Annotated in this window: 28 protein-coding genes; 10 read left to right on the plus strand and 18 right to left on the minus strand. The window is 63.4% G+C overall.

The features are described from left to right. The first annotated feature begins 6 nt into the window (after positions 1-6). Positions 7-912 carry an EamA/RhaT family transporter gene (locus KF794_13270; GenBank protein QYK44714.1) on the plus strand — a complete coding sequence of 302 codons (906 nt, stop codon included), beginning with the start codon at positions 7-9 and terminating at the stop codon, positions 910-912. Positions 913-914: 2 nt separating this feature from the next. Here KF794_13270 and KF794_13275 read toward each other — a convergent pair whose 3' ends face one another. From KF794_13275 to KF794_13290, 4 genes are read right to left on the minus strand one after another with little or no spacing between them, the layout of a single operon-like run. Continuing rightward, the gene (locus tag KF794_13275) at positions 915-1,340 is read right to left on the minus strand and encodes a DUF1772 domain-containing protein (GenBank protein ID QYK46709.1); all 426 of its coding nucleotides are present in this window, start codon (positions 1,338-1,340) and stop codon (positions 915-917) included. Between the two features lie 3 nt (positions 1,341-1,343). After that, positions 1,344-1,793 carry a DUF1178 family protein gene (locus KF794_13280; GenBank protein ID QYK44715.1) on the minus strand — a complete coding sequence of 150 codons (450 nt, stop codon included), beginning with the start codon at positions 1,791-1,793 and terminating at the stop codon, positions 1,344-1,346. Beyond that, on the minus strand, positions 1,790-2,674 hold the full coding sequence (locus tag KF794_13285; protein ID QYK44716.1) for a carbon-nitrogen hydrolase family protein: 885 nt from the start codon (positions 2,672-2,674) through the stop codon (positions 1,790-1,792). The genes KF794_13280 and KF794_13285 overlap by 4 nt, the downstream gene beginning before the upstream one ends. 36 nt (positions 2,675-2,710) lie before the next feature. After that, positions 2,711-3,487 (minus strand): ComF family protein, encoded by a 777-nt coding sequence (locus KF794_13290; protein ID QYK44717.1) that lies wholly within the window; start codon positions 3,485-3,487, stop codon positions 2,711-2,713. Here KF794_13290 and KF794_13295 point away from each other — a divergent pair. Next, complete coding sequence (locus tag KF794_13295) at positions 3,486-4,424, plus strand: methyltransferase domain-containing protein (GenBank protein QYK44718.1); 939 nt, start codon at positions 3,486-3,488, stop codon at positions 4,422-4,424. The two genes, KF794_13290 and KF794_13295, sit on opposite strands and share 2 nt — an antisense overlap. A gap of 8 nt (positions 4,425-4,432) precedes the next feature. Here KF794_13295 and KF794_13300 read toward each other — a convergent pair whose 3' ends face one another. The 4 genes from KF794_13300 to KF794_13315 form a co-directional block, all read right to left on the minus strand. Then, entirely contained in the window at positions 4,433-4,615 is a 183-nt protein-coding gene (locus KF794_13300; GenBank protein QYK44719.1) for a Flp family type IVb pilin, read from the minus strand. An 18-nt stretch (positions 4,616-4,633) separates the two neighbouring features. Further along, positions 4,634-5,044 carry an 8-oxo-dGTP diphosphatase MutT gene (gene mutT / locus KF794_13305; GenBank protein QYK44720.1) on the minus strand — a complete coding sequence of 137 codons (411 nt, stop codon included), beginning with the start codon at positions 5,042-5,044 and terminating at the stop codon, positions 4,634-4,636. 57 nt (positions 5,045-5,101) lie between these two features. Then, positions 5,102-6,343, minus strand: coding sequence for a bifunctional glutamate N-acetyltransferase/amino-acid acetyltransferase ArgJ (argJ, locus tag KF794_13310; GenBank protein QYK44721.1), 1,242 nt, complete (start codon positions 6,341-6,343; stop codon positions 5,102-5,104). Positions 6,344-6,413: 70 nt separating this feature from the next. After that, positions 6,414-7,397: a peptidylprolyl isomerase gene (locus tag KF794_13315; protein QYK44722.1), complete on the minus strand. Its 984-nt coding sequence runs from the start codon at positions 7,395-7,397 to the stop codon at positions 6,414-6,416. A 281-nt stretch (positions 7,398-7,678) separates the two neighbouring features. Between KF794_13315 and secA the strand changes: the two genes are divergently transcribed. Then, positions 7,679-10,447, plus strand: coding sequence for a preprotein translocase subunit SecA (secA, locus tag KF794_13320; GenBank protein QYK44723.1), 2,769 nt, complete (start codon positions 7,679-7,681; stop codon positions 10,445-10,447). Positions 10,448-10,515: 68 nt separating this feature from the next. Here secA and KF794_13325 read toward each other — a convergent pair whose 3' ends face one another. From KF794_13325 to KF794_13340, 4 genes are all read right to left on the minus strand, one after another. Next, positions 10,516-11,658 carry a murein L,D-transpeptidase gene (locus KF794_13325; GenBank protein ID QYK44724.1) on the minus strand — a complete coding sequence of 381 codons (1,143 nt, stop codon included), beginning with the start codon at positions 11,656-11,658 and terminating at the stop codon, positions 10,516-10,518. A 130-nt stretch (positions 11,659-11,788) separates the two neighbouring features. After that, the gene (locus tag KF794_13330) at positions 11,789-12,742 is read right to left on the minus strand and encodes an acetyl-CoA carboxylase carboxyltransferase subunit alpha (GenBank protein ID QYK44725.1); all 954 of its coding nucleotides are present in this window, start codon (positions 12,740-12,742) and stop codon (positions 11,789-11,791) included. A 96-nt stretch (positions 12,743-12,838) separates the two neighbouring features. After that, on the minus strand, positions 12,839-13,795 hold the full coding sequence (gene xerD / locus KF794_13335) for a site-specific tyrosine recombinase XerD (protein ID QYK44726.1): 957 nt from the start codon (positions 13,793-13,795) through the stop codon (positions 12,839-12,841). After that, on the minus strand, positions 13,792-13,935 hold the full coding sequence (locus tag KF794_13340; GenBank protein QYK44727.1) for a hypothetical protein: 144 nt from the start codon (positions 13,933-13,935) through the stop codon (positions 13,792-13,794). Before KF794_13340 ends, xerD begins: the two co-directional genes overlap by 4 nt. A gap of 74 nt (positions 13,936-14,009) precedes the next feature. Between KF794_13340 and KF794_13345 the strand changes: the two genes are divergently transcribed. Continuing rightward, positions 14,010-14,633: a shikimate kinase gene (locus tag KF794_13345; GenBank protein QYK44728.1), complete on the plus strand. Its 624-nt coding sequence runs from the start codon at positions 14,010-14,012 to the stop codon at positions 14,631-14,633. After that, positions 14,630-15,757 carry a 3-dehydroquinate synthase gene (gene aroB / locus KF794_13350; protein QYK44729.1) on the plus strand — a complete coding sequence of 376 codons (1,128 nt, stop codon included), beginning with the start codon at positions 14,630-14,632 and terminating at the stop codon, positions 15,755-15,757. Before KF794_13345 ends, aroB begins: the two co-directional genes overlap by 4 nt. Here the strand turns inward: aroB and KF794_13355 are convergent, their stop codons facing one another. Beyond that, the gene (locus tag KF794_13355; protein ID QYK44730.1) at positions 15,758-16,039 is read right to left on the minus strand and encodes a BolA family transcriptional regulator; all 282 of its coding nucleotides are present in this window, start codon (positions 16,037-16,039) and stop codon (positions 15,758-15,760) included. A gap of 115 nt (positions 16,040-16,154) precedes the next feature. Between KF794_13355 and KF794_13360 the strand changes: the two genes are divergently transcribed. From KF794_13360 to KF794_13375, 4 genes are all read left to right on the plus strand, one after another. Continuing rightward, positions 16,155-16,784, plus strand: coding sequence for a DnaJ domain-containing protein (locus tag KF794_13360; protein QYK44731.1), 630 nt, complete (start codon positions 16,155-16,157; stop codon positions 16,782-16,784). A gap of 100 nt (positions 16,785-16,884) precedes the next feature. After that, the gene (cobS, locus tag KF794_13365) at positions 16,885-17,868 is read left to right on the plus strand and encodes a cobaltochelatase subunit CobS (GenBank protein ID QYK44732.1); all 984 of its coding nucleotides are present in this window, start codon (positions 16,885-16,887) and stop codon (positions 17,866-17,868) included. A 7-nt stretch (positions 17,869-17,875) separates the two neighbouring features. Beyond that, positions 17,876-19,777 carry a cobaltochelatase subunit CobT gene (cobT, locus tag KF794_13370; protein QYK44733.1) on the plus strand — a complete coding sequence of 634 codons (1,902 nt, stop codon included), beginning with the start codon at positions 17,876-17,878 and terminating at the stop codon, positions 19,775-19,777. Beyond that, a complete protein-coding gene (locus KF794_13375) occupies positions 19,777-20,799 on the plus strand; it encodes an esterase-like activity of phytase family protein (protein QYK44734.1) in 1,023 nt (340 codons plus the stop codon). The genes cobT and KF794_13375 overlap by 1 nt, the downstream gene beginning before the upstream one ends. Before the next feature lie 3 nt (positions 20,800-20,802). Here the strand turns inward: KF794_13375 and KF794_13380 are convergent, their stop codons facing one another. The 5 genes from KF794_13380 to rpmB all read right to left on the minus strand — a co-directional run bounded on the left by KF794_13380 (position 20,803) and on the right by rpmB (position 24,790). Further along, positions 20,803-21,144: a lipid-A-disaccharide synthase N-terminal domain-containing protein gene (locus KF794_13380; GenBank protein ID QYK44735.1), complete on the minus strand. Its 342-nt coding sequence runs from the start codon at positions 21,142-21,144 to the stop codon at positions 20,803-20,805. Beyond that, on the minus strand, positions 21,145-21,855 hold the full coding sequence (locus KF794_13385) for a glycosyltransferase family 2 protein (protein QYK44736.1): 711 nt from the start codon (positions 21,853-21,855) through the stop codon (positions 21,145-21,147). A 4-nt stretch (positions 21,856-21,859) separates the two neighbouring features. Further along, positions 21,860-22,699: a phosphatase PAP2 family protein gene (locus KF794_13390; GenBank protein ID QYK44737.1), complete on the minus strand. Its 840-nt coding sequence runs from the start codon at positions 22,697-22,699 to the stop codon at positions 21,860-21,862. Beyond that, positions 22,696-24,417: a glycosyltransferase family 39 protein gene (locus KF794_13395; protein QYK44738.1), complete on the minus strand. Its 1,722-nt coding sequence runs from the start codon at positions 24,415-24,417 to the stop codon at positions 22,696-22,698. Before KF794_13395 ends, KF794_13390 begins: the two co-directional genes overlap by 4 nt. A gap of 82 nt (positions 24,418-24,499) precedes the next feature. Beyond that, positions 24,500-24,790: a 50S ribosomal protein L28 gene (rpmB, locus tag KF794_13400; protein QYK44739.1), complete on the minus strand. Its 291-nt coding sequence runs from the start codon at positions 24,788-24,790 to the stop codon at positions 24,500-24,502. 266 nt (positions 24,791-25,056) lie between these two features. Here rpmB and KF794_13405 point away from each other — a divergent pair, with 266 nt between their 5' ends. Then, a complete protein-coding gene (locus KF794_13405; protein ID QYK44740.1) occupies positions 25,057-25,884 on the plus strand; it encodes a DUF3108 domain-containing protein in 828 nt (275 codons plus the stop codon). The last annotated feature ends 81 nt before the right edge of the window (positions 25,885-25,965 follow it).

The raw sequence follows: 25,965 nt of genomic DNA on the forward strand, positions 1-25,965 counted from the left end.
CACCCGATGTCCGACTATAGCTGGCTCTGGATCGTATTCACGATTGCCGCCGCGCTCGCGCAAACCGCGCGCAACGCACTCCAGCGCGGACTGACGGCAACCGCAGGCACCGCAGGTGCGACGCATGTGCGCTTCCTGTTCGGCCTGCCGTTCTCGATCCTGTTCCTTGCTGGCATCGCCCTCGCCACGAAATCCGCGCTGCCCTCGCCCGGCATGAACTTTTTTTTCTGGTGCACGCTCGGCGCTGTCTCGCAGATTTTCGCGACCGCCCTGATGCTGATGGCGATGCGAGAGCGCTCCTTCGTGATCGCCATCGCCTACATCAAGACCGAGCCGGTGCTGGTCGCGATCTTCGGCCTCTCGTTTCTCGGCGACGCGCTCACCTTGCCCGTCGCCGCGGCAATCATCATTGCAACCGCGGGCGTGGTTGCCATGTCGTGGACGCCGGGCGTTGCGGCCGCGAATTCCGCGAAGCCTGCCGCCCTCGGCATCGTCGCGGGTGTGTTCTTCGCGCTCGCTGCGGTCGGCTTTCGCGGCGCCGTGCTTTCCCTGCCTGGCGCGCAGGCCGTGCTCATGCCTGCGGCCTACACGCTGGCATGGAGCCTTGCCATCCAGACGGCGCTGTTATCGCTCTGGCTCATTCTCTTCGACCGCAAGGTGTTCGGTGCGATCATGCGCGCGTGGAAGCCTTCGCTCGCGGCCGGCTTCGTCGGGGCGCTCGCTTCGCAATTCTGGTTCATGGCGTTTGCGGTGGCGACCGCCGCCAGCGTGCGCACGCTGGCGTTGATCGAAGTGCTGTTCGCGCAGTTCGTCTCGCAGGGATTGTTCTCGCAGAAGACCACGAAACGCGAGGCCGCCGGCATCCTGTTGCTGATTGCGGGAATCGCGCTCCTGCTGTGGGCGCACCGCTAACGCTAGAAGACCGCCCAGAAATAGATCGTCGTCGCCAGCAATCCGAGCGTAGTGCGAACCGCGTGCAGTTTAGCCCAGCGTTCGAGCTTGGCGCGCGACTCGTGTCCAGCCTTCTCTTCCGGAATTGCTTTCACTTCGTTGTTCAGCGGCATCATCGCGAACAGCGTGAAAGGCCAGTTCGCCAGAATGAGAACCGCGCCGGCCACCCAACGCCAATCTTTCGTCAACCACGCGGCGAGCAAGCCGAGTACGCCGGAGATGACGGCAAGCGACGCCTGCATCGTGTAGCCGCGTGCATAACTCGGCTTCCATTGCCGAAGCAGCGCACGGTCGTCGAGCGTGAGCCGCGCCGGATGCTCGGAAAAATTGATGTAGAACGCCGCCCCCGCGAAGAACGCGGTCGTAATCAGCGCCAGTTGACCCGCGATCATCTAGTTGCGTTCGTCCGGCAGCACGGGCAGCGGATGAATGTCCACTTCCTCGTCGAGCAGCGACTTCACGTCTTCCGCACTGGCGTTGCCGTAGATCGAACGCCGTTCGATTTCCTCGTTGTGCATCTTGCGCGCAAGGTCGGGAAACTCGTCGCCGACATTCTCCGCGTTATTGGTGACATGCTCGCGTAATTCGCGCAGCTTCTGGCGGAATTCCTGCTCCTGCGGCGACATCATCGCAACCGGCGCTTTCTCCTCGCGCGGTTTAGCGGACTTGCTTTTCGCGGCGCGTCCCAGCCGCGGCGCCATGATCTGCTTCTCGATCTTCGCCGAACCGCAAACCGGGCACTCGACCAGCTTGCGCTTGCGCTGCACATCGTAATCCGCGGACGAGCGGAACCAGCTTTCGAAGCCGTGCCCGGCTTCGCAATGCAGATCGTAGCGGATCACGATGCTTTTCCGACCAGATGCAGGTGGCCGCTTGCGGCAGAAGACGAACCCGGCACTTCGAAGCGGCGTCCGTGTTCAAGCGTGGGGATGCGGGCGCGCGCCTTCGCGACTTCTTCCACATCGATCTCGGCGGCGATGATGGAAGGCTCTGTGCCGCCTTCGGCAAGCACGCGGCCCCATGGATCGACGATCAGGCTGTGCCCGAACGTCTCGCGGCCGTTTTCGTGCTTTCCGCCCTGCGCAGCGGCGAAGACGAACGAACCGGTTTCGATGGCGCGCGCGCGTTGCAGCACATGCCAGTGCGCTTCGCCAGTCTGTTTCGTGAATGCGGCGGGCACCGCGAGGAAATGCGCGCCGACGCTTGCCAGCGCGCGATAGAGCGCGGGGAAGCGCAGGTCGTAGCAGATGGTGAGGCCGAGCCGTCCCCAGGGAAGATCGCTCGTCACCGCCACTTCGCCGGGCTTGTAGGTATTCGATTCGCGATAGCTTTCGCCGCCCGCGAGTTGCACGTCGAACAGATGGATCTTGTCGTAGCGCGCGGCGATCTCGCCTTCCGGGTCGATCAGGAACGAGCGGTTCGCCGCCTTGTCGTGCGACGCCTTGATCGCGAGCGAACCGATGTGCAGATGCACTTTCAGTTCGCGCGCAAGCTGGCGGAAAGCGGCGAGCGCGTCGTCACGCTCCTCCTCCCGCAGGCTCGCGAACAGGCCGTCGCGGCCCTGCTCCATTATATTCGTCATCTCCGGCGTCTGGATGTAGTCCGCGCCCATCTTGCGCGCTTCGCGAATGAGCACGCTCGCCGCCGCGATGTTGGCATCCACCGACTTCGCGGTGCGCAACTGGATCAGCGCGGCTTTGAATTTGGTGTTCGATCCCGGCAACGGAACCTCCTGCGTCTGCCGCCATCATACGGCGTCTCAGACCGGATCGACAACCCGCGCTAACGTAAGGACATCAATGCGCGCCACGCCCGCGCGGCGCAGCACATGCGCGCAGGCGTTTGCCGTAGCGCCCGTGGTTAGCACATCGTCAATCAGCAGAATGTGCTTACCGCGCAATTTCGCCTTCGCGCCTTTCGGCACCGAGAATGCGCCATGCACGTTCTTCGCGCGTTCTTCGCGCGCGAGGCCTACCTGCGCCGGGGTTGCGCGCACACGCGCGAGCACATCGTCGAGCACGGAGACTTTTGTCATGCGCGAGATTGCGCGCGCCACCTCCGCCGACTGGTTGAAGCGCCGTGTCCATAGCCGCATCCAGTGCAGCGGTACCGGAACCAGCGCATCGGCATCCGCGAGAAGTTCATGCCCTGCGCGCGTCATCCAGCGCGCGAGCGGTTTCACGAGATCGAGCCGGTCGCCGTATTTCAGGAGATGCACCAGTTCGCGCCCGACATCGGTAAAACGCATTACCGCTCGCGCGCGATCGAACGCAGGCGGATCGGCGAACGCAGCGGGGGAAATCAAAGGCGCTCCGGAATCGAAAGCGAACGGCGTACCGAGCCGTTCGCAGTAAGGCCGCTCGATGAAGCCCGCTTCCTCCCAGCAGGATGCGCATAATCCGCCCGAAGAGCCCGCCGGTTTGCGGCAGGCAAGACATGACGGCGGCAGCACGCCGTGCAGAAATGCCTTCCCGCCACCCGACGCGAAGCGCGCGATAGCCCGGAACGGTCGTGCCGCCTGATCCGTAAGCCCCATGCGGCCGAGGCTAGCGCCCGCGGCGCGTAGGTGTCACCTTCCGCCGCGCAACGGTATTCGGCTCTTGAGCACGCATCTTCTTTTCGACCGCAAACTTCTGAAAACACGCGAAGCACGCGCCGCCCGCGCGGGCCGCGCAACCTTTTTGCTCGATCATGCCGCGGAAGAACTGGTCGCGCGCCTCGGCGCAGTGAAGCGCGAGTTCACAAACGCTATCGACGCCGGAGATTCGCTGGGCAACGCCCGCGAGCGATTCAAGACGGCGGCCCGGCTTCCTTCCCTGAAGCCCGCGCCGGTCGATGACGAAACCGAAAAGCTGCTGATCGAAAGCGAAGGCACGCACGATCTCGCAATCTCGCTGCTCGCGATGCAGTGGTTCAGCGATCTTCCGGGCGTGCTGGCGCAGATCAAGCGCGCGCTGAAACCGGACGGACTGCTGCTCGCGGCAATCATCGGCGGCGAAACGCTGCACGAATTGCGCGAGGCGCTCGCCGCTGCCGAAGACGAGCGCGAAGGCGGCGTCAGCCCGCGCGTCTCGCCCTTCGTCGAAGTGCGAACCCTCGGCAGCCTGTTGCAACGCGCGGGCTTCGCGCTTCCCGTCACCGACAGCGAAAGCCTCACAGTGCGATACGACAACGCGCTCGCGCTGATGCACGACCTGCGCCGCATGGGCGCGACCAACGTGTTGATCGAGCGCAGCCGCAAACCGCTCCGGCGCGGCACGCTGTTTCGTGCCACGGAGATTTACGCGCAGCGTTTTTCGGACAGCGACGGGCGTATTCGCGCCAGCTTCGACATCCTCTGGATGTCGGGCTGGGCACCGCACGAAAGCCAGCAGCAGCCGCTCAAGCCGGGCAGCGCGAAAATGCGCCTCGCCGACGCCTTGCGCACGGACGAACGCCCCGCCGGAGAGAAGACCGGCCCGAAGAAAAACTGAAGCTTGTTCTAGCTGCCGAGCGCAGCCGCGACCTTGCCGAACAGGTCGTCGCGCACAGTCTCGCCGAGCGAGATTGCAACACCCACGATCGCCACCGAAATGATCGATGCAATCAGCGCATATTCGATCGCCGTCGTGCCGCGTTCGTTACGGATAAAGTTGCCCAAGGCTTGAATCACATTCTTGTTCATCGCCGCCTGTTCCCTTTGCTAGCCGGGCGATCCGATCAGATCGATGAGGTGCGGGATTAGTGGTTCATCCGCGGGTGGCATCGGATAATCGCGAAGCCTCCTCACGTTGACCCAGGCGAGATCTTGCCCCTCCATCGCTTTCGGTTCGCCTTCCCACCGGCGGCAGATCCACAGCGGCATCAGCAGCTGGAATTGCGGATAAGTATGACTTGCGAACGTCAGCGGCGCGAGACACGCCTCCTGCACCTCGATGCCCAGTTCCTCCTTCAACTCCCGGATGAGAGTCTGTTCCAGCCGCTCACCGTCATCGACCTTCCCGCCGGGAAATTCCCAAAGCCCCGCCATCTCCTTGTTGGCGGGCCTCCGGGCAATCAGCACCCGGCCGTCGGCATCGATCAGCGCACAAGCGGCAACCAACAGTAGTTTCACGGAGAAGCCTGCAAAATGACGTTAAGGAACAGCGTCAACGGTTACTTAAAATAAACGCTAGCTGCGATAATCGCCGTTGATCGCGACATACTCTTTGGTGAGGTCGCAGGTCAGCACGCGATCGCTTCCCTTGCCCATGCCGAGCGCGACTTTCAGCGAAATCTCCGGCTTCTTCATCGCGTCCGACACGACCTGCTCGTCATAGGACGGATCGCGCGCACCACTCACCGCTACGCGGATACCGTTGAACCAGATCGAGAGCTTGTCGCGGTCCGCAGGTTCGCCGGCTTTGCCGACCGCCATCACCACGCGGCCCCAGTTCGCGTCCTCGCCTGCGATTGCCGTTTTCACCAGCGGCGAGTTCGCAATCGACATCGCGATCTTGCGCGCCGACTTCTTGGAAACCGCGCCCTCGACCGTGATCTCGACCAGCTTGCGCGCGCCTTCGCCGTCGCGCGCTACCTGTTCGGACAGATTCGCAAGCACCGCGAGCAAGGCCTTGCGGAATTCCTTGAGCTTCGGGTCTTTCACCTTCGAGATTTTCGGCGCGCCGCGCTTTGCCGCGGCGCCGGTCGCGAACAGCAAAAGCGTATCGGACGTGGACGTATCGCCGTCGATGGTGACGGCGTTGAACGTATCCTCGACGCCTTCGCTGAGCAGCTTCTGCAATACCTTCGGCGCAATCGGCGCGTCGGTGAAAACGAAGGACAGCATCGTCGCCATGTCGGGCGCGATCATGCCAGCACCCTTGGCGATGCCATTGATCGTCACCGTCGCCTTGCCGAGTTTCGCGGTCGCAGTCGCGGTCTTCGGGAACGTGTCGGTGGTCATGATCGCGCGCGCCGCCTCGAGGAAGCGTCCGCCACCGGCGCGGGCAGCCATCTCATCCAGCACGCCGTCGAACTTCGCGGCGTCGAGCGGCTCGCCGATCACGCCGGTCGAAGCGACGAAGACTTCCTTCGGCTTGCAGCGCAGCGCTTTCGAGGCGAGCTTGGTCGTGAAGCGCACCTGATCCTTGCCGTTCTTACCGGTGAAAGCATTGGCGTTGCCGGAATTGACCACCAGGCCGGCGGCTTCGCCGCGCTTCACCTGTTCGCGGCACCACTCGACCGGCGCCGACGGACATTTCGAGCGCGTGAACACGCCCGCGACCGCCGTCCCTTCGTCGAAGGCGGCGAGCAGCACATCGGTACGGCCTTTATATTTGATGCCGGCCGAACCGGTCGCGATGCGAACGCCCTCGATGGCGGGCGGATCGATGAACTCTTTCGGTGCCAGCGGCGATACGGTCGTGCTCATGGTGTCCCCTATAGCATCATGGCCGGAAATCGTTTCCGGCCATGACCCAAGTCCTGCGAGAAATGAAGACTTACTTCTTTTCTTCCGGCTTGTTCGGTTCTTCTTTCTTTTCTTCTTTTTTCATTTCCGGCGCCGGGGCCGCGGGCGGCGTCGGCTTCTTCACGAAGTTTTCGATCTTGGCCTCGTTGCGCAGCTTCAGGACGAGGTCCGCCTGCGCACGGCGCGAAACAAAAGCCGAGATCTGCTCTTTCACTTCTTCAAACTTCGGAAGCGGCTTGGTGCGACGATCCTCGATCTTGATGATGTGGAAACCGAACTGGCTCTTTACCGGCTCGGAAAGCTCGCCCTTCTTCAGCTTGAATGCGGCTTCCGAGAATTCGGCGACCATCTGGCCCTTGGTGAAGTATTCGAGATCGCCGCCGTTGGTCTTCGCGCTCGGATCGATCGAGAGTTCACGCGCCAGCTTCTCGAAGTCGGCACCGGCTTTCAGCTTGGCGAGGATGTCGTTTGCTTCCTCGACCGTCTTCACGAGAATATGCCGTGCGCGGACTTCGTCCTCCGGCGTCAGCTTGGCGATCTCGGCGTCATAGATTTTCTTCATCTCGGCTTCGGTGGCCGAGGTCTTGGTGACGTCGTTGAGCAGCAGCTCCATCAGCACCTTGTTACGCGCGTAATTGATGCGCGGAGCGTAGTCCGCCGTGCCATCCAGCTTCTTCTGGCTGGCGGCCTGCGCAAGAATGGTGACGTCGATCATGTAGGAAAGCAGCGCTTCGCGCTTCGCATCTCCGGTCGCACCCGGCAGGCTCTGGCCGATATCCGCGTCCGCGAGATCGAGGTCGCTCTGGCGGATGGCTTCGCCGTTCACCGTAGCAAGCACAGGATCGGCGCCCGTCTGCACGACCGCCGCAGGCGCGGCTGCGCGCGGAGTTTTCGGAACGAAATAGCCGATCGCGGCGCCGGCGATGAGGGCAGCGACGATGGCGCCCAAGGCCGTATTGCGGCTCATCGAGGCGCCGGTGGCCGGCTGCGGAGATTCTTTGCTGTCTGTGCTCATGGGATCCCGGTTCTGGCGGCGAAAAAATCCGCCGGGGCTAGCTAAGGCGCGCGGAAGGTGACGGAAGTACGATGGCAAGGCAAGGGTTTACGGGGTTTTCATGAGCTTCCTGCAATTGACAACCCCGGGTCCGGTTCATATCTGTCCCCGCAACCTCCCGATCATGAAAAGGCCTCACGGCATCGTGATCTAACGCCCGGCGGCAGCGCATTTGCCGCTCTTTCCCGGCCCCGTTTACGTTCCCGCGGAAAGCGTCTCGCAACGCCAGGAACGCACGCCCGATGATCGGCTCGCTAGCCCGCAAACTGTTCGGCTCCTCCAACGACCGCCGCGTCAAGGGCTATCTGCCCCGCGTACAGGCCATCAACGCCCTCGAACCCGAAATCGCGAAGCTGAGCGACGAGCAGTTGCGCGCGCGCACCGCCGAATTCCGCAAGCAACTCGCGGAAGGCACGAAGCTCGACGATCTTCTCGTGCCCGCATTCGCGACCGTCCGCGAAGCCGCGAAGCGCACGCTCGGTCAGCGTCATTTCGACGTGCAGATGATCGGCGGCATGGTGCTGCACGAAGGCGCCATCGCCGAAATGAAGACCGGCGAAGGCAAGACGCTGGTCGCGACCCTCGCGGTCTATCTCAACGCACTCGCCGGACAGGGCGTGCATGTCGTCACCGTCAACGACTACCTCGCCAAGCGCGACTCCGACTGGATGGGCCAGATCTACAAGTTTCTCGGCCTCACCGTCGGCGTGATCGTCCACGGCCTCGACGACGACGAACGCAAGGCTGCCTATGCCTGCGACGTCACCTACGCGACGAACAACGAACTCGGCTTCGACTATCTCCGCGACAACATGAAGTACGAACTGCCGCAGATGGTGCAGCGTCCGCACTTCTACGCCATCGTCGACGAAGTCGACTCCATCCTCGTCGACGAAGCACGCACTCCGCTCATCATTTCCGGCCCGCTCGACGACCGCTCCGATTTCTACAACACCATCGACAGCTACATTCCGAAGCTCGCGAAGGAAGATTACGAGATCGACGAGAAGCAGCGCACCGTGGCGCTGACCGAATCCGGTATGGAGCGCATGGAGCAGATGCTTCGCGAAGCGAAGCTGCTCAAGGCGGAATCGCTATACGACATCGAGAATGTCTCGGTGGTCCACCACGTCAATCAGGGCCTGCGCGCGCACACGCTGTTCCAGCGCGACAAGGACTACATCGTGAAAGACGGCGAAGTCGTCATCATCGACGAGTTCACCGGCCGCATGATGCCGGGCCGCCGCTTTTCGGAAGGCTTGCATCAGGCGCTTGAAGCGAAAGAGCATCAGCCGATCCAGCCGGAAAACCAGACGCTCGCCTCGATCACGTTCCAGAACTATTTCCGGCTTTATAAAAAGCTGGCCGGCATGACCGGTACGGCAAGCACCGAAGCCGACGAATTCGCCGACATCTACAAGCTCGAAGTGGTCGAAGTGCCGACCAACCTTCCGGTCAACCGCGTCGACGAACACGACGAGGTCTATTTGACCGCGGGCGAGAAGTACAACGCGATCATCGAGACCATCGAGGATTGCAAAACGCGCGGCCAGCCGATCCTTGTCGGCACCACCTCGATCGAGAAATCCGAACTGCTGGCGAGCCTCTTGAAGAAGAAGGGCTACAAGCAGAAGGAGTTCTCCGACGCCGACGCCTTCTCGCCACTCTATGACGGCGACCAGAAGACCTCGAAGGAAAAAGTGTTCGCGGTCCTGAACGCGCGCTACCACGAGCAGGAAGCGCAGATCATCGCGCAGGCCGGCATTCCCGGCGCCATCACCATCGCCACCAACATGGCCGGCCGCGGCACCGACATTCAGCTCGGCGGCAACGCCGACATGCGCATCCGCCAGGAACTCGGCGATATGGAAGAGGGCGCGCAGCGCAAATCCGCCGAGCAGAAGATCCGCGACGACATCGCAAAGCTGAAGGCAAAAGCGCTTGAAGCGGGCGGCCTCTACGTCATCGGCACCGAGCGCCACGAAAGCCGCCGCATCGACAACCAGTTGCGCGGCCGCTCCGGCCGTCAGGGCGACCCCGGCCGCTCCAAATTCTACCTGTCGCTGGAAGACGATCTGATGCGCATCTTCGGATCGAACCAGCTCGGCGGGATGCTGACCAAGCTCGGCCTGAAAGAGGGCGAGGCCATCATCCATCCGTGGATCAACAAGGCGCTCGAAAAGGCGCAGCAGAAGGTCGAAGCCCGCAACTTCGACATCCGCAAGAACCTGCTGAAATACGACGACGTCTCCAACGACCAGCGCAAGGTGATCTTCGAGGAGCGCATCGCCGTGATGCGCGAGAACGACGTCTCCGAAACCGTCGCCGACATGCGCCACTCCGTGATCGACGACATGGTCGCGCAATACATCCCGCCGAACGCCTATGCCGAACAGTGGGACGCGCCCGGCCTGGAGAAAGCGGTCGAGGATGTGCTCGGCATGAAGCTGCCCATCGCAGCCTGGGCCGAAGAAGAAGGTATCGCCGACGAGGAAGTGAAGGAGCGCATCAAGCGCGCCACCGACGAGGCAATGGCCGCCAAGGTCGCGAAATACGGCAGCGACCTGTTCCGCCACGTCGAGAAGTCGGTGCTGATGCAGACCCTCGACCATCTCTGGCGCGAACATCTCCTGATGCTGGAGCATCTGCGGCAGGTGATCGGCCTACGCGGTTACGCGCAGCGTGATCCGCTGAACGAATACAAGTCGGAAGCCTTCACGTTGTTCGACAACCTGCTCTCGAACCTGCGGCAGGCGGTGGCGGCGCAACTGCTCCGCGTCGAGATCGTGGACCGGCCGCCGGACCAGCAGCTTCCGGAAATGGAAGCCACCCACGTCAATCCGCTGACCGGAGAGAACGAAATGGCCCCGGCGCGTCTCACTGCCGGCGCGCAGCCGAAGGGCGACCGCAATTCAAAGAACCCCAACGACTGGGGCAAGGTCGGCCGCAACGAGGCCTGCCCCTGCGGCTCGGGCAAGAAGTTCAAGAACTGCCACGGCCGCCTCGCCTGACGGCCCTGCAGAAAAAACAAAAAGCCGCGCTTTAAAGCGCGGCTTTTTTGTTTCGCGAGGAACGCGGCTTACTGCTGCGTGAAGGAATTGAAGCCGCCGTTTGCCGGGCGGATCGGCGTCGAACCCGGCACTACCGGCTGTTGCGTCTGCCGGGTCTGCTGCGGCTGCGTTTCTTTGGTCTTCTGTTTTGGCGCGGCTGCCTTCTTGGTCGTCTGCTTCTTCTTCGGCTGCGCGGCGGGCTGCACGTCATCGTCGTCGGCAGCGTCGGCCTGCGGATTCTGACCGTTGAAGGCCGGATGCGTGCCGCCGTCGGTATTCATGCGGGTCGGCGCGGCCGGCAAATTGTTGTTCACGAGCGCGGTGATGTCGTTGCGATCCGAGTTCTGGCGGTTCTGCAACGCAAGCGCGATGTCGTTCTGGATGTGATAGGCCGGGCAAGGCTTCGACGGATCGAACGGCTTCATCGGGTCGTTCGGCACCGCGTTGAAGATGTAGCGCCGTGCGCAGACGTCGATCTTCGGTTCGACGCGCGTCGCCTCGAAGTGGTCGCTGCCCTCTTTCAGCATTTTCCAGAACGCGAGGTTCGGGTTGTTGCGATGGCGCGCCATGTTGGCGGCGGTCATGCGGAACGGAAACGCCTGCACCTGGAACGCAAGCTGGCCGCCGTCGAACGCCTCGCGCGCCAGCGCGAAGATTTCCGAAATCTGTGCGTCGGTCATCGCGTAGCAGCCGCGCGACGAGCAGTCGCCGTGCACCATCAGGTGCGCGCCGGTGCGGTTATGCGAGCGGTCGAATTCGTTCGGGTAACCGAGGTTGAACGCGAGGTGATAGCTCGAATGCGGGTTCATCAATTCGGGGCGGATGGCATAGAAGCCTTCCGGCGCCTGTCGGTCGCCCTCGCGGATTTTCGGACCCAGTTCGCCCGACCATTTGCAGATCGGATATTTTTTCAGGAGTTCGTACTGGCCGCTCTTGGTCTGCTTCCAGACCTCAAGCTCGGACTCTTCCTTGTAGATGCGCAGCAGGATCGGCGACTCTTTGGTCATGCCCTTCTGATCGATCAGGGACATAAGCTGCGGCGAGAGCGGCGCGAGATGGCGGCCGTCGCTCGGCCCAAGCATGGAGTCGGCGGAGCAGCCGTTCAGCGCAAGCGCGCACACTGCCGCGAAAGCGGCCGCACGGAGCGATGAAATCTGGCGGCGCTGGCTCAACGCAAAACTCCGAAAACCGTTTGGAAAGTAACCGGTCCCCATTGGCTACTGCGTTACCCTTGACGGCAGGTTACCGCAACCGATCCGGCCCCGCGAAGTTAACAGGGCTGGGCTGCAACGCCTTGAAAAGTCAGAGATTCCTGCCGATTGCGAGGAATTTCTCACGCCGTTGTGCCCGGATTTGCTCGCGCGGCAAGCCATTGAACCCCGCCAGTGCGGAAGCGATGGCCTTACCTGCCGCTGTAATCGTGGCCTCCGGATGGCGATGCGCGCCGCCCGCCGGCTCCGCCACGATCTCGTCCACCACCCCGAACCGTTGCAGGTCCTGCGCCGTGATCTTCATGTTGGTCGCGGCTTCCTGCGCCTTGGTGGTATCGCGCCACAGGATCGAGGCCGCGCCTTCTGGCGAAATCACGCTGTAGATCGAGTGTTCCAGCATCAGCACGCGATTCGCGGTCGCAATCGCAATCGCACCGCCGGAACCGCCCTCGCCGATGATGACCGCCACATTCGGCACGCCGAGCGCGAGGCCGGCGTCGGTCGAGCGGGCGATGGCTTCCGCCTGTCCGCGCTCCTCGGCATCGATGCCGGGATAGGCGCCTGCGGTATCGACCAGTGTGATGACCGGAATGTCGAAGCGGTCGGCCAATTCCATGAGCCGCACGGCTTTGCGGTAGCCTTCCGGCCGCGCCATGCCGAAGTTGTGCGTGATGCGCGCTTCCGTCGTGGAGCCTTTTTCGTGGCCGATCAGGCAGACGCTCTCGCCGTTGAAGCGCGCGAAACCGCCCTGAATCGCCTTGTCGTCGGCGAACTTGCGGTCGCCCGCGAGCGGCGTGAAATCGGAAAACATGCGCGCGACGTAATCGGAGAAATGCGGGCGCTGCGGATGGCGCGCGACCTGCGTTTTCTGCCACGGCGTGAGGTTTTCGTAGATGTCCGCGAGTGCGAGTTCGGATTTTGCTTCGAGGCGCGCGACTTCGTCGGCAATCGACACCGCTTCGCCGGTAGCCGCGACAGCGCGCAGCTCCTCGATCTTGGCTTCGAGTTCGGCGACGGGTTTTTCGAAATCGAGATACGTTCGCATGTGTGGGGGAATGCAACCAAAGCGGGCATATCCCGCGATTTCGCGGGAAGCTGCCCGCGGTATCCGTTCAAGTCAAGTTACGTCGCGGCAACAAGGCTACTGATCGGCCAGCGGGTGCAGGTCGCGCACCATGTTCCTGAGGCGTTCGTCGAGCACATGCGTATAAATCTGCGTAGTGGAAATGTCGCTGTGCCCGAGCAGCGCCTGTACTACGCGCAGGTCGGCACCGTTCGCAAGCAGGTGGCTTGCAAACGCATGGCGCAACACATGCGGACTGATCTTGGCCCGGTCGATTCCGGCAACGGCCGCGAGGTCTTTCAGTTCGCGCGCGACGTGCTGCCGCGTGACATGCCCGCTCTCGCCGAAGGAAGGAAACAGCCAGCGCGACTCTTCCGCCTTCCCGGTTTCCTTTCGCGCGGCGAGGAATTCTTGCATCGCGCGCTTGGCCGCGCCGCCGATGGGAACGAGGCGTTCCTTGTTGCCCTTGCCGCGCACCACGATTGCTTCGCCGTTGGTGCGCGCGGCGCTCGCGGGCAACGCAATCAGTTCGGAGACGCGCAAGCCGGTCGCGTACAGCAACTCAAGAAAGCAGACGAGGCGCAGCGCGCGCAATTTCTTCGCGGGATCTTCCGCCACTTTCGCCACGGCAGCGTGAGCCGCGTCCAGCAAAGCGGTGACATCCTTTGCGGTCATTACCTTGGGCAGCGGCCGTCCGCGCCGCGGACCTTCCAGCACTGCGGCGGGATCGTCGCCGCGCAAGCCTTCGCTGTAGAGGAAGCGATGAAACTGCCGGATCGCGGACAATCTCCGCGCGACCGAAGCCGTCGCGAGTTCGCGTTTCGCGAGTGCGCTCAAATATTCGCGGATCGTATCGGTCTCGGCGCGCGCGAACGCGTTACGCTTGTCGTGCAGGAACGATGCGTAGTCTTCCAGATCGCGGCGATAGGCGTCCAGCGTATTGCGACCGGCGTTGCGCTCGGTTGCCAGCATGTCGAGAAAGAGTTCAGGCCAGCCGCCGTCCGCCTGTACGGCCTTTTTCTTCGCGGCGCTCATTGGCCGATCCGGTCCTGCGGCACGTTGATTGTCATTGGCCGTGGAGTCGGCTCCACCAGGTTGGCAAGCGACCATATGACCGCGTAGCCGGTGCCGGCGATCAATCCGAGTACGAGCAGGAGCCTGAACAGGGTCGGCATCTAGGATTTCCGAATCGGACCGATAGTAACCCCGCTTCCGTAAACAGTTTTACAGCGGGTGCGTCGCGGGTCATATGTCCCGTGAAAGAGGAAACCCGATGGCAAACCTGCCGCCGCTAAGCCCGCATCCGAAGGCCGAGCTGTTTCGCCAACTGCTCGGAGCGCGTTCGGTCGCGCTGGTCGGCATGCCGGGTTCGGGCAAAAGCTCGATCGGGCGGCGGCTGTCGCAGCGCCTCGGCCTCGATTTCGCGGATGCCGACACCGAGATCGAGCGCGCCGCCAATATGACCATTCCCGAAATCTTCCGCCTGCGTGGCGAAGCGGAATTCCGCGCCGGCGAGCAGCGCGTGATCGCGCGCCTTCTGGAAAGCGGCCCGCTGGTGTTGGCCACCGGCGGCGGCGCATTCATCAATGCGGATACCCGCGCCAAGGTAAAGCAAAGCGCCGTATCGGTGTGGCTGAAAGCCGATGTCGAAACGCTGCTGAAGCGCGTGAAGCGCAAAGCCAACCGTCCGCTGCTGCAAAACGATGACCCCGAAGGCACGCTTAGGAACATGCTCGCCGCGCGCGAGCCGTTCTATGCGGAGGCTGACCTCACCGTGACCTCATGCGAAATCCCGCATGAAATGGTGGTCGAGGAAATTGTGCGGCAACTGGAAGCAAAACTCGAACGCGAAGCCGCCGGAGCATCGTCTTGAAGAAACCCTCGAAGCCGAAACAGACCGTCGTCAAGGTAAAGCTCGGCAAGCGCAGCTATGACATCGTGATCGGCAACGGTCTGGTCGCGGAAGCGGGCAAGCGCGTCGCGAAACTGCGTCCCGGCGTGGCGGTCGCCATCGTCACCGACGGCAATGTCGCGCGTCATCATCTCGACGCACTGGAGAAATCCTTTGCCGATGCCGGCATCCGCTCCCGCAGCGTCGTGCTCGCGCCCGGCGAAAGCACGAAAAGCTACGGCAATCTGGAAGCGGTGGTGGAAGCGATCCTGCAATCGCGCATCGAGCGCGGCGACCTCGTGGTCGCGCTCGGCGGCGGCGTGATCGGCGATCTCGCGGGCTTCGCGGCCAGCGTCGTGCGGCGCGGCGTGGACTTCGTGCAGATTCCGACCTCGCTGCTCGCGCAGGTGGATTCGTCCGTCGGCGGCAAGACCGGCATCAATTCCCCGCATGGAAAAAATCTCATTGGCGCATTCCATCAGCCCGCGCTGGTGCTGGCCGATCTCGGCGTGCTCGATACATTGCCGAAGCGCGAATTCCGTGCGGGCTATGCCGAGGTCGCGAAATACGGCCTCATCAACAACGCGAAGTTCTTCAGCTGGCTGGAGAAGAGCTGGAAAGAGATTTTCGCTGGCGGCAAGGCGCGCGCCGAGGCGGTCGCCGTTAGTTGCAAGTCCAAGGCCGCAATCGTCGGCCGCGACGAACGCGAAACCGGCGAACGCGCACTCCTCAATCTCGGCCATACCTTTGGCCACGCGCTCGAAGCCGCGACCGGATTCTCGGATCGCCTGCTGCATGGCGAAGGCGTCGGCCTCGGCATGGTACTGGCGTTCAAACTTTCCGCGAAGCTCAAGCTCTGCAAGGATGCGGACGTTGCGCGCGTGATCGCACATCTTTCCGCGGTGGGCTTGCCGACCAGTCTCTCGCAGGTTCCCGGCAAGCTGCCAAATGCCGACAAGCTGCTCGAACTCATGGCGCAGGACAAGAAGGTTCAGCGCGGCAAGCTGGTGTTCATTCTCGCCAAGGGCATCGGCAAGGCTTTCATCGCGAAGAACGTGGATACGAAGATCGTGCGCGAAGTTTTGCGGGACGCGCTGGCGGAATAATTATTCGCCCGGCGCCTTCGGCACGATCGCGAGCGCATGCAGGCCCGCGCTCATCTCGTGATTGAGCAGGTCGTTGACCATGCGGTGCCGGTCGAGACGGCCCTTGCCCTGAAACGCTTCCGCCACCACGATCACGCGCACGTGTGTGACCTTGCCCGGCACATGCCCGGCATGGCCGACATGCTGCCCGCTCTCGTCGATCACTTCGAGCGATTCAGGTTTCAGCGCCGCCGCAAGACGGTCACGAATCCGGTCGATGGTCTTGTCGATCTTGGTGGTCATCGCCGCGCCGCTTAAAGCGTAGGCGCCGCCGCGTCAACGATACGACAACAACCAGCCGTTACCGTGCAGGCGCTTTGCTTGTGCCGGATCGCCCCAATCGCCATATAGTCGTCACATGAAGTTCGACTCGCCCCTGTTCGATAAAATCCGCGTCAAGCCGATTGAGCGGAATAAGAAGCAGAAGCTCAAAGCGGAGAGCCCTGCCTGCGATTGGCATGGCTGCAAGGAGCCGGGCACGCACAAGGCGCCGAAAGGGCGCGACAGCGAAGGCCAGTATTGGAATTACTGCCTCAACCACGTCCGCGAATACAACGCGAACTACAACTACTTCGCGGGCATGAAGGACGACGCCGTACAGCAGTACCAGAAGGACGCCCTGACCGGGCACCGGCCGACCTGGAAGATGGGCCAGAACGGCGGCGAAAAGTCGCGAATGAATGGCAATAATCCGGGCTTCACCGGCAAGACCTGGACCGACCCCTTTCACATCTTCGAGGGCAAGACGGGCGGGTTCCAGCAGGAACGGGAGGCCCCGGAGGGCCGGATGATCCGGAACGCCGAACGCAAGGCCCTCGATACCCTCGGCCTCGACATCGACGTGACCCCGGAAGCCCTGAAAGCCCGCTACAAGGAACTCGTGAAGCGCCACCACCCCGATGCCAACGGGGGTGACCGGTCCAGCGAGGACCGCTTCAGGGCAGTCGTGCAGGCCTACAACTACCTAAAGTCCCAAGGTTTCTGCTAAGCCTTCTGCTAAGGTCGAATTCGACCCCGGCAGACCTCCTGCCACCCCGACCACGGCACCCGCCTTGCAAGGAAAAGCCGGCCTTTCGGCGAGAAGAAGCATGACCCCGACCAGCGAAACCGCCCCCCTTCCCGACATGAAGATTTCGGTGCGGCAGGTATTCGGCATCGACCTCGACATGGAGGTTCCGGCCTTCTCGGAGCCGGACGAGCATGTCCCCGACACCGATCCGGATTACGTCTTCGACCGCGACACAACGCTGGCGCTACTGGCCGGCTTCGCGCACAACCGCCGCGTGCTGGTGTCCGGCTATCACGGCACCGGCAAATCGACCCACATCGAGCAGGTCGCCGCGCGCCTGAACTGGCCCTGCGTGCGCGTGAACCTCGACAGCCACGTCAGCCGCCTCGACCTTGTCGGCAAGGACGCCATCGTCCTGAAGGACGGCCGTCAGGTCACCGAATTCCGCGACGGCATCCTGCCGTGGGCGCTCCAGCGCAACATTGCGCTGTGCTTCGACGAATACGATGCCGGCCGCCCGGACGTGATGTTCGTGATCCAGCGCGTGCTGGAAGTCTCCGGCCGCCTGACGCTGCTCGACCAGAACAAGGTGATCCGCCCGCATCCGGCGTTTCGCCTGTTTGCGACGGCGAACACGGTCGGCCTCGGCGATACCACCGGCCTCTATCACGGCACGCAGCAGATCAACCAGGGCCAGATGGACCGCTGGTCCATCGTCACCACGTTGAACTACCTGCCGCACGACAAGGAAGTCGATATCGTTTCCTCGAAGGCGCATCATTACCGCACGCCCGAAGGCCGCGACATCATCTCGAAAATGGTCCGCGTCGCCGATCTCACGCGGCAAGCATTCATCAACGGCGATCTCTCGACCGTCATGAGTCCGCGCACCGTAATTACGTGGGCTGAGAACGCGCAGATCTTCGGCGACATCGGCTTCGCGTTCCGCGTGACGTTCCTTAACAAGTGCGACGAACTCGAGCGTCCCATCGTGGCCGAGTTCTACCAGCGCTCGTTCGGCAAGGACCTGCCCGAATCCACGGTGAACGTCGCGCTGTCCTGAGGACCGCATGACGATATCGAACTCCGGCAAACCAAAGTCCTCGACGGAAGCACCCGCCGAACCGTTCAAGCGCGCGGTCGCGGGCACGTTACGCGCGATTGCCGGCAAACCCGATCTTGAAGTGACCTACGCGGCCGAGCGGCCCGCGCTCAACCCGGAGCGCGCGCGCCTGCCCGAACCGCCGCGGCGCATGAGCAAAGCCGACGCCGCCATCCTGCGCGGCCACGCGGACTCGATGGCGCTCCGCCTCGCCATGCACAACCCGCAGATTCATAAAAGGATGCTGCCGCAGGGCGAGAATGCGCGCTCCGTGTTCGAGGCGGTCGAGCAGGCGCGCGTCGAAGCCATCGGCTCGCGGCGCATGTCGGGTGTCGCGCAGAACCTCACCGCGATGCTTGAAGACCGCTACCATCGCGGCAATTACGAAGAGATCACCGACCGCGCCGACGCGCCGCTCGAAGACGCGCTCGCAATGCTGGTGCGCGAGCGTCTTACCGGGCAGAAGCCGCCCGCCGCCGCGAAGAAGATCGTCGACCTGTGGCGCGACTTCATCGAGAAGCGCGCGACCCGCGACCTCGACCGCCTCACCGAAGAAATCAACGACCAGCGCGGCTTCGCGGAAGCGATGCACGACCTGCTCACCTCGCTCGACATGGGCGAGGACCGCAACACCGAGCAGCAGGAAGAAAGCGACGACGACGACGACGAAAGCTCCGGTCAGGACGACTCGTCGAAAGACCAGGGTGCGGCCGAGCGCGACGATTCCAGCGAGGAGTCCGCGCAGGACGAAGCGCAAATGGCCGCCGACGAGCGCCCGGAAACCACGAGCGAGTCCGAGGATGCGCAGCCTGCCGACATGCCGGACGACATGGATACCGGCGACTCGGATGAACCCGGCGAACCATGGCGGCCGAAGCATCCGCTCTCCAACGAACCGCGCGGGCCGGATTATCGCGCCTATACGATGAAGTTCGACGAGACCATCGGCGCGGAAGAACTCTGCGACGCGGAAGAACTCGCGCGCCTGCGTTCCTATCTCGACAAGCAGTTGCACCACCTGCAAGGCGTGGTCGCGCGCCTCGCGAACCGTTTGCAGCGCCGCCTGATGGCGCAGCAGAACCGCGCGTGGGACTTCGACCTTGAAGAAGGGATGCTCGACCCCGCGCGTCTCTCGCGCGTCGTCACCGATCCGTTCCAGCCGCTGTCCTTCAAGCATGAACGCGACACCGATTTCCGCGATACGGTGGTGACGCTGCTCCTCGACAATTCCGGTTCGATGCGCGGCCGTCCGATCACGGTCGCCGCGACCTGCGCCGACATTCTCGCGCGCACGCTGGAGCGCTGCGGCGTGAAAGTTGAAATCCTCGGCTTCACCACGCGCGCGTGGAAGGGCGGGCAATCGCGCGAGGCGTGGCTCGCCGCGAACAAGCCGCAGTCGCCGGGACGCCTCAACGATCTCCGGCACATCATCTACAAGTCCGCGGACGCGCCGTGGCGGCGCGCGCGCAAGAACCTCGGCCTGATGATGCGTGAGGGCCTGCTCAAAGAGAACATCGACGGCGAAGCACTCGACTGGGCGCACAAGCGCCTGCTCGCGCGTTCTGAACAGCGTAAGATTCTCATGATGATTTCCGACGGCGCGCCGGTGGACGATTCCACGCTCTCGGTGAACCCCGGCAATTATCTGGAGCGGCACCTGCGCTGGATCATCGAGGAAATCGAAACCCGCTCGCCGGTCGAACTGATCGCCATCGGCATCGGCCACGACGTCACGCGCTACTATCGCCGCGCGGTGACCATCGTGGATGCGGAAGAACTCGGCGGCGCGATGACCGAGAAGCTGGCCGAACTGTTCGAGACCACCGGCAGCGCCGCGCCGCAATCCCATCGCGGCCGCCGCCTGCACTGATGCGCACTCCGTTCCGCTACGGCGGCCTTGCCCTTGCGAGCATAATGCTGCTCGCAACCGGCCCCTCCGCGCCCAAAGCACAACGCAGCCTCAGTCCGATTGCAGTCACGGTCGAAGCGAAGGAAATTGCCGCCTTCGACCCTGCCAATCCGTCGAAACAGCGCTTCGGCTCGCTCGTCTTCCGCGGCGGCCTCGTGCTCACCGCGAAGGAAAGATTCTTCGGCGGCTTCTCCGGGCTGCACATCTTCCCGAACGGCGAGAACTTCATTGCGCATTCCGATCGCGGCATGTGGCTGCGCGGGAAATTCAAGCGCGACGGCGACCGCATCGCCGGCATCGAGAACGCCGAGATGGCGCCGATGCGCGGACCGAACGGCAAGCCGCTCGCCTCGCTGGGCTGGTTCGACACCGAGTCGCTCACAGCCGACGGCGACACGCTTTATGTCGGCATCGAGCGCGCGAACCAGATCGTGCGCTTCCGCTACGGCGCCGAAGGACTTGGCGCGCTCGGCATTCCGCTCAACGTGCCAAACGGCATCCGCGAACTGCCGCACAATCAGGGGCTTGAAGCGCTGGCCTTCGTGCCGAAAGGAATGCCACTCGCGGGCGGCCTGCTCGCGCTTTCCGAGCGCGGCCTGGACGAGAACGGCAACATCAAAGCCTTCATCCTCGGCGGCGCGACGCCGGGATCGTTCAGCGTGAAGCGCAGCAACAATTTTGAAATCAGCGACGCAGCGATTGCGCCGTCCGGCCATCTCATCTTGCTGGAGCGCTACTTCACGTTTCTGAGCGGCATCCACATGCGCATCCGCGCCATCCCCCTCGGCGAGATCAAGCCGGGTGCGCTCGCCGACGGCCGCGTGCTGATCGAAGCCGGGCCGTCCTACGAGATCGACAACATGGAAGCGCTCGCCATCACCCGCAACGAAAAGGGCGAGACGATCTTCACGCTGCTCTCGGACAACAACTTCAACGGCTTCCAGCGCACCATTCTTCTGCGCTTCGCGTGGATCGAGCCGTAACGGCTACGCCTTCTCGCCCGCCGCGCGCTGCTGCGCGCGCTCGCGCAACACGAACTGGATGTTGCGCACGTAGATGATCACGCTGAACAACTGGCCGAGGATGAACACGATGTCCTGCCGGTACAGCGCATAAACCAGCAACAACCCGCCGCCGCCGATCGAAAGCCACCAGAACGCCATCGGGATCACGCTCTTGCCCGCGCGTTCGGAAGCGAGCCACTGCACGGCGAAGCGGCCCGTGAACATCACCTGCGCGACGAAGCCGAGCAGCACCCACCAGTCCATGCTGGATTTGAACAACCCGCTGAGATAGCCGTCCAGCGCGTGATAAATATCGACGAGCATTCAAACCTCCGTAACTTCGGGCACGCGCTTCTTGCGGCGAAGCAGCCACCACACGCCCATCAAATCGAGAATCCCGACCCAGAGCCGGTCCCATAATCCGTAGTTCGAAACGCCGTGGCCGCGCTGGCGATCCACGACATCGACGAATCCGATCTCGTATCCCTCGCGCTTCACCAGCGCAGGCAGGAAACGATGCAGCCCGTCGAAATAGGGCAGCCGCAGGAAAACATCGCGGCGAAAAGCCTTCAACCCGCAGCCGGTATCGCGCGTGGAGTCGCGCAGGATCGCGCCGCGCACCTTGTTCGCGATCTTCGACTGGAATTTCTTCCAGCCGGAAGATTTCCGCCCCACCCGCTGTCCCGCAACCAATCCGACCTTCGGGTTTTCGAGCAGCGCGAGCATCTGCGGAATGAACGCGGGATCGTTCTGGCCGTCGCCGTCGAGTGTCGCCACCAGCGCGCCGCGCGCATTGCGCACGCCGGTCGTCACCGCGGAAGATTGTCCGCAGGATTGCGCATGCTTGATCTGGCGCAGATACGGATGCTTCGCACGAAGCTGGACCAGTTCCGCTTCCGTGCCGTCGCTCGAACCGTCGTTGACATAGACGATCTCGAAGTCGCGGCCGGCGAGCGCTTTCGCGATCTCCTCGACCAGCGGCGTGATGTTGCCGGCCTCGTTGCGCACCGGAACGACAATGGAAATATCGGGCATGGCGTTATCCGCGAATGGCGCTGCGAAGGACTTGTCTGATACGGGCGAAGGACGGTCCCGGCCCTGCGCGAAGCGTGCCGCCCGCGTCGGTGCCGAAGATCAGCCCGCGCGCCGCGAAATACTCGCGCACGAGCATTGCGCCTAGCATCCCCACGAAGGCTCCGGCAATCGCGTCGCTTACATGGTGCGAATAGGTAATCACGCGGCTTGCGCCCATGCCGATCGCATAGACCCAAAGTATGGGAAGCGCGCGCGGCCACAACGCACCGAACGCGACCAGCGCCGAGAACGCCGCCGCGGTGTGCCCCGACGGCATGCTGGCGTAGATGTTCTTCCAGGCGAACGGCACGTAATGAAATGCGTCGAGTTCGCCCGCATAGGGACGGCTGCGCCCGATCAGGCGCTTCACGATGGCGACGACAAGCCCCGTCAACCCGATCGCCGCAAGCAGGAATTGCAGCCGCACGACCACCGCCGCAAGCACGCCCTGCTGAAATGACGTGATCCTGCGCGCGCTGATCAGCGCGCAAAACAGCAGGAGAACCGCCAGCGGCCACAGAAACGCGCCCGACCAGCCGAGATGCGTAAACTTGCGAAAGAACATCACCACCCAGCCCGGCAGGTCGGCGACGCGCCTCGTTGCGGCGAGGTCGAACAGGAACATACTGGTCAGCACCGCGCCGCCGATAACGAGCGCCGCAATCAGCCAGCGGCGGCGGAATTGCGCGCGCGCTTCGCGCCGCGAAGTCCGGTGCGTTTTACGCAATCGCTGGAAAGATGCCGCCGTGTTCGCCGCAACGCGCGCGAAGTAGCTTTTGGCTTCCCCGCTCCCGGCTTCGCTCACTGCGCCGCTCCGGCACGGAACAGCAACAATCCGACGCGGCGCGAATTGCCGATGGCGAAACCGTCGATGCGCGCAACGCGCTCGTAGCGCAGGTTCAGTTCCTGTGCGCGCTGCGCGAACGCACGCTCCTGCCGCGCTTCGATCAGTACCAGGCGGCATCCGCCGGGTTGCTGGAGGAAATCGGCGGCGGTGGGTGCGTCGATCAGGCGGATCGGCGCGCCGGTGAGAAACACAAGGCTCGCTTCATGGAAGCCCGCAGCCGCGACATTGCCGAGTTCGCAATTCTGCGCACGGATGATGCGTGCCGCCTGGAAACTCGGAAAAAGATTGGGAGCCGCCGCGATGACCCCGCCGTAGAGCGCAGCGGAAAGCAGCACCGACGCCGCGACCGCGCGAAGCGTCGCGCTCTCCGCGCCGTCGTCGCGATAGAACCACCACGCCAGAAACGCGAGCGCGACTGCGGGCACGAGGAATGCAATTGCGAAGATGCCCGGCATACCGCCGATCCAGCGCACCGCGACGAACGCGCCGACGCCGAGGATCAGCGGCACCGCCAGCCACCAGAACAATCCGCGCTCCAGCCACGCGCTGCGCGTCAGCTTGTTCTCGACAACGCGCGTGGCGATCAAGAGCGCAATCGCAGGGTAGAGCGGCAGCACGTAATGCGGCAGCTTGGTCGCGACCAGTTCAAACACGATCCACGACGGGATGATCCACGCCAGCAGGAAGCGGGTCGCAACCTCGCGCCGCTCGCGCCACACCGACGCGACGGCAAGCCCGGCCAGCACCGCGCCCGGCCAGAACGTCACGAAGAAAAGCAGAAGGTACGTCCCCGGCGGCGCACCGTGCGATTCCGCACCGGCGAAAATCTTGCTGAGCAAATCCTCGCTCACCGAACCCTGCACGAAGGTATTGCCTGCGCGCTGCATGATCGCGAGGAACCACGGCGCAACGATCAGCGCGGCCCACAGCACGCCGAGGAATGGGCGCAGCAACAGGAACCAGCGCAGCGAGCGGTCGGCGATGGCGAGCACCAGCATCCCCAGTCCCACGACCATCAGGATCAGCGGACCCTTGACCAGAAAGCCGGTACCGATGGCGGTCCAGAAAACGAGCGGCAGTCCAAAGCTTCGCCATGCCGTGCGCGGACCGCCTGTATCCATGTAGGCGCGCGCCATCGCGCCCATCGCGGCAACGCAGGTCAGCAGCAAAACCGCGTCGGTTTTTGCGAGACGCGCCTCCACGCCGAGCAGGATGGACGACGCCATCATCAACCCAGCGAGCAAGGCCGCGCGCCGCGAAGCAAGCGCCAGTCCCGCCCAATAGGTAAGGAGCACCGCGGCGATGGCCGCAAGCAGCGACGGGATTCGATAGAGCCAGATCTTGCGGAGCGGATCGCGCACGCCGAGCGCCTGCCCCACCTTTACCGCCGCCGTCTGCATCCAGTAGATGCCGACCGGCTTCTTGTAGCGGACCTCGTCGTGGAAGCGGATGTCGACGTAGTCGCCGCTCTCGATCATCTGCTTCGAGGCCTGCGCGAAGCGGGACTCGTCGCGGTCGGTCGGCGGAATGGTGAGGAAGCCGGGCAGGAACGCGGCGAGGCAGACCAGGATCAGGAGCAGCGAAGCGCGCGCGTGACTCGCCGTGGCTGCATCGAGCGCGAAGCCGAAGCTCCTGCGCCACCACGCTACCGGCAACTCGTTCTGCGCTGAAACCATGTTCGAACCGGACCCGGATGCCTCGCGGCGTTTATAACTCCGGGCGGCTCCGTTTGCCGCCGGTCATCCCGGCGGCCGCCCTTCAGGCGTTGGCGGTGAGCGCCTTGCGCACCTTGCGCTTGATCTCCAGCGCGCGCGGAGACAGTTCCGTGTCGCGAGCCTTCATCAGGAACGCATCCAGACCACCACGGTGATCGACCGACTTCAGTGCGTTGGTGCTGACGCGCAGACGCACGTTCTGCTTCAGCGCCTCGCTCTGGAGCGTGACGTTGGTCAGGTTCGGCAAAAAGCGCCGCTTAGTCTTGATGTTCGAGTGGCTGACCTTGTGGCCGACGAGCACGCCTTTGCCGGTCAGTTCGCAGCGCCGAGACATGGTAGGTTCCTAAAAGTACGAACGGCGATGTTCCGGACGAAGGGTCCGCCGCCGCTCAAGGCTGTAAAGCGAGGCATCTCCATAGTGAGGGGGCCGAAAGGCGTCAAGCGAAAGGGTTTCCGGGCAGGAGCCGCCGCCGCGGAGACACAGTTCGGACGTAAAGGAACGGCACTTCCGAAGGCGATTCCCGTGCTTGCCGCCCCGATTACGCTAGAATCCACGCGATTCGCGAAATCCGGCAACCCCGCCGGGACCGAAAGAAAACCATGCGCCGCACGACCCTGATCGCCAGCACGGCCCTGCTCCTCGCGGCAACTGCCTCTGCCTGGGGCCAGACCCGGCTGGACGCGAAGTATTCGGTCTATCTGACCGGCATTCCGATCGGTCAGGGTGCGGTCATTCTCGATGTCACCGAGACCGGATTTGCCGCCGCGGGCAGCGCCAAGTTCACCGGCCTGCTTCGTATGGTCGCGAAGGGTGAAGGCACCTCGACGGTCCGCGGCACGTTCGCGAACAACCGGCCGTGGAACACGATCTACAACATGCAGTCCAACTCCACCGAACGCTCGGAGAAGGTGGACATCACCGTGCAGGCCGGCACCGTGAAGACGTTCTCGCTGGTTCCGCCGCGCAAGGGCGAGGAAGAAATCAACCGCGTGCCCGTGCTCGAAGCGCATCTTAAAAACGCGCTCGACCCAATGAGCGCCGGTCTCCTGCTCGTTGCAGGCGAAGGCGAATTGATTTCGCCCGAAGCCTGCAACCGCACGCTCCCCATCTTCGATGCCCGCATCCGCTACGACGTGGTGCTGAGCTTCAAGAGCATCGAGAAGCTGACCAAGAAGATCGACGGCTATAACGGCCCGGTCGTGGTCTGCCAGGCGCGCTACGTTCCGGTTTCCGGGCACCGTGCCAACCACAACTCGGTGAAGGCGATGGCCGACAACCGCGAGATCTTCATCTGGCTCGCGCCGATCGAAGGCACACGCGCGCTCGTGCCGATCAAGGTTTCGATCGGCACCACGCTTGGCACGCTGGTGGTAGAAGCCACGCAATTTCGCGCCACCCCGAACCGGCAGGCACTCTCGCCGCGCTGATCGAGGCCGCGGACGCGGCTTTTAACGATTTCGTATCGGAAAATTCCGCTCCGCCGTTTCGCTTCACCCGATATGGTGGCG

This window comes from Xanthobacteraceae bacterium, assembly GCA_019454205.1.
Lineage (GTDB): Bacteria > Pseudomonadota > Alphaproteobacteria > Rhizobiales > Xanthobacteraceae.

What these genes read in the sequence shown, in the direction of transcription:
- KF794_13395 (QYK44738.1), bottom strand. Translation starts at nt 24,417, where the DNA reads ATGGTTTCAGCGCAGAACGAGTTGCCGGTAGCGTGGTGGCGCAGGAGC.
- rpmB (QYK44739.1), bottom strand. Translation starts at nt 24,790, where the DNA reads ATGTCTCGGCGCTGCGAACTGACCGGCAAAGGCGTGCTCGTCGGCCAC.
- KF794_13340 (QYK44727.1), bottom strand. Translation starts at nt 13,935, where the DNA reads ATGCCGACCCTGTTCAGGCTCCTGCTCGTACTCGGATTGATCGCCGGC.
- KF794_13300 (QYK44719.1), bottom strand. Translation starts at nt 4,615, where the DNA reads ATGAACAAGAATGTGATTCAAGCCTTGGGCAACTTTATCCGTAACGAA.
- KF794_13360 (QYK44731.1), top strand. Translation starts at nt 16,155, where the DNA reads ATGAAGTTCGACTCGCCCCTGTTCGATAAAATCCGCGTCAAGCCGATT.
- KF794_13345 (QYK44728.1), top strand. Translation starts at nt 14,010, where the DNA reads ATGTCCCGTGAAAGAGGAAACCCGATGGCAAACCTGCCGCCGCTAAGC.
- KF794_13315 (QYK44722.1), bottom strand. Translation starts at nt 7,397, where the DNA reads ATGAGCACAGACAGCAAAGAATCTCCGCAGCCGGCCACCGGCGCCTCG.
- cobT (QYK44733.1), top strand. Translation starts at nt 17,876, where the DNA reads ATGACGATATCGAACTCCGGCAAACCAAAGTCCTCGACGGAAGCACCC.
- KF794_13295 (QYK44718.1), top strand. Translation starts at nt 3,486, where the DNA reads ATGCGGCCGAGGCTAGCGCCCGCGGCGCGTAGGTGTCACCTTCCGCCG.
- KF794_13375 (QYK44734.1), top strand. Translation starts at nt 19,777, where the DNA reads ATGCGCACTCCGTTCCGCTACGGCGGCCTTGCCCTTGCGAGCATAATG.
- KF794_13385 (QYK44736.1), bottom strand. Translation starts at nt 21,855, where the DNA reads ATGCCCGATATTTCCATTGTCGTTCCGGTGCGCAACGAGGCCGGCAAC.
- KF794_13355 (QYK44730.1), bottom strand. Translation starts at nt 16,039, where the DNA reads ATGACCACCAAGATCGACAAGACCATCGACCGGATTCGTGACCGTCTT.
- KF794_13290 (QYK44717.1), bottom strand. Translation starts at nt 3,487, where the DNA reads ATGGGGCTTACGGATCAGGCGGCACGACCGTTCCGGGCTATCGCGCGC.
- argJ (QYK44721.1), bottom strand. Translation starts at nt 6,343, where the DNA reads ATGAGCACGACCGTATCGCCGCTGGCACCGAAAGAGTTCATCGATCCG.
- KF794_13380 (QYK44735.1), bottom strand. Translation starts at nt 21,144, where the DNA reads ATGCTCGTCGATATTTATCACGCGCTGGACGGCTATCTCAGCGGGTTG.
- cobS (QYK44732.1), top strand. Translation starts at nt 16,885, where the DNA reads ATGACCCCGACCAGCGAAACCGCCCCCCTTCCCGACATGAAGATTTCG.
- KF794_13405 (QYK44740.1), top strand. Translation starts at nt 25,057, where the DNA reads ATGCGCCGCACGACCCTGATCGCCAGCACGGCCCTGCTCCTCGCGGCA.
- xerD (QYK44726.1), bottom strand. Translation starts at nt 13,795, where the DNA reads ATGAGCGCCGCGAAGAAAAAGGCCGTACAGGCGGACGGCGGCTGGCCT.
- KF794_13330 (QYK44725.1), bottom strand. Translation starts at nt 12,742, where the DNA reads ATGCGAACGTATCTCGATTTCGAAAAACCCGTCGCCGAACTCGAAGCC.
- secA (QYK44723.1), top strand. Translation starts at nt 7,679, where the DNA reads ATGATCGGCTCGCTAGCCCGCAAACTGTTCGGCTCCTCCAACGACCGC.
- KF794_13270 (QYK44714.1), top strand. Translation starts at nt 7, where the DNA reads ATGTCCGACTATAGCTGGCTCTGGATCGTATTCACGATTGCCGCCGCG.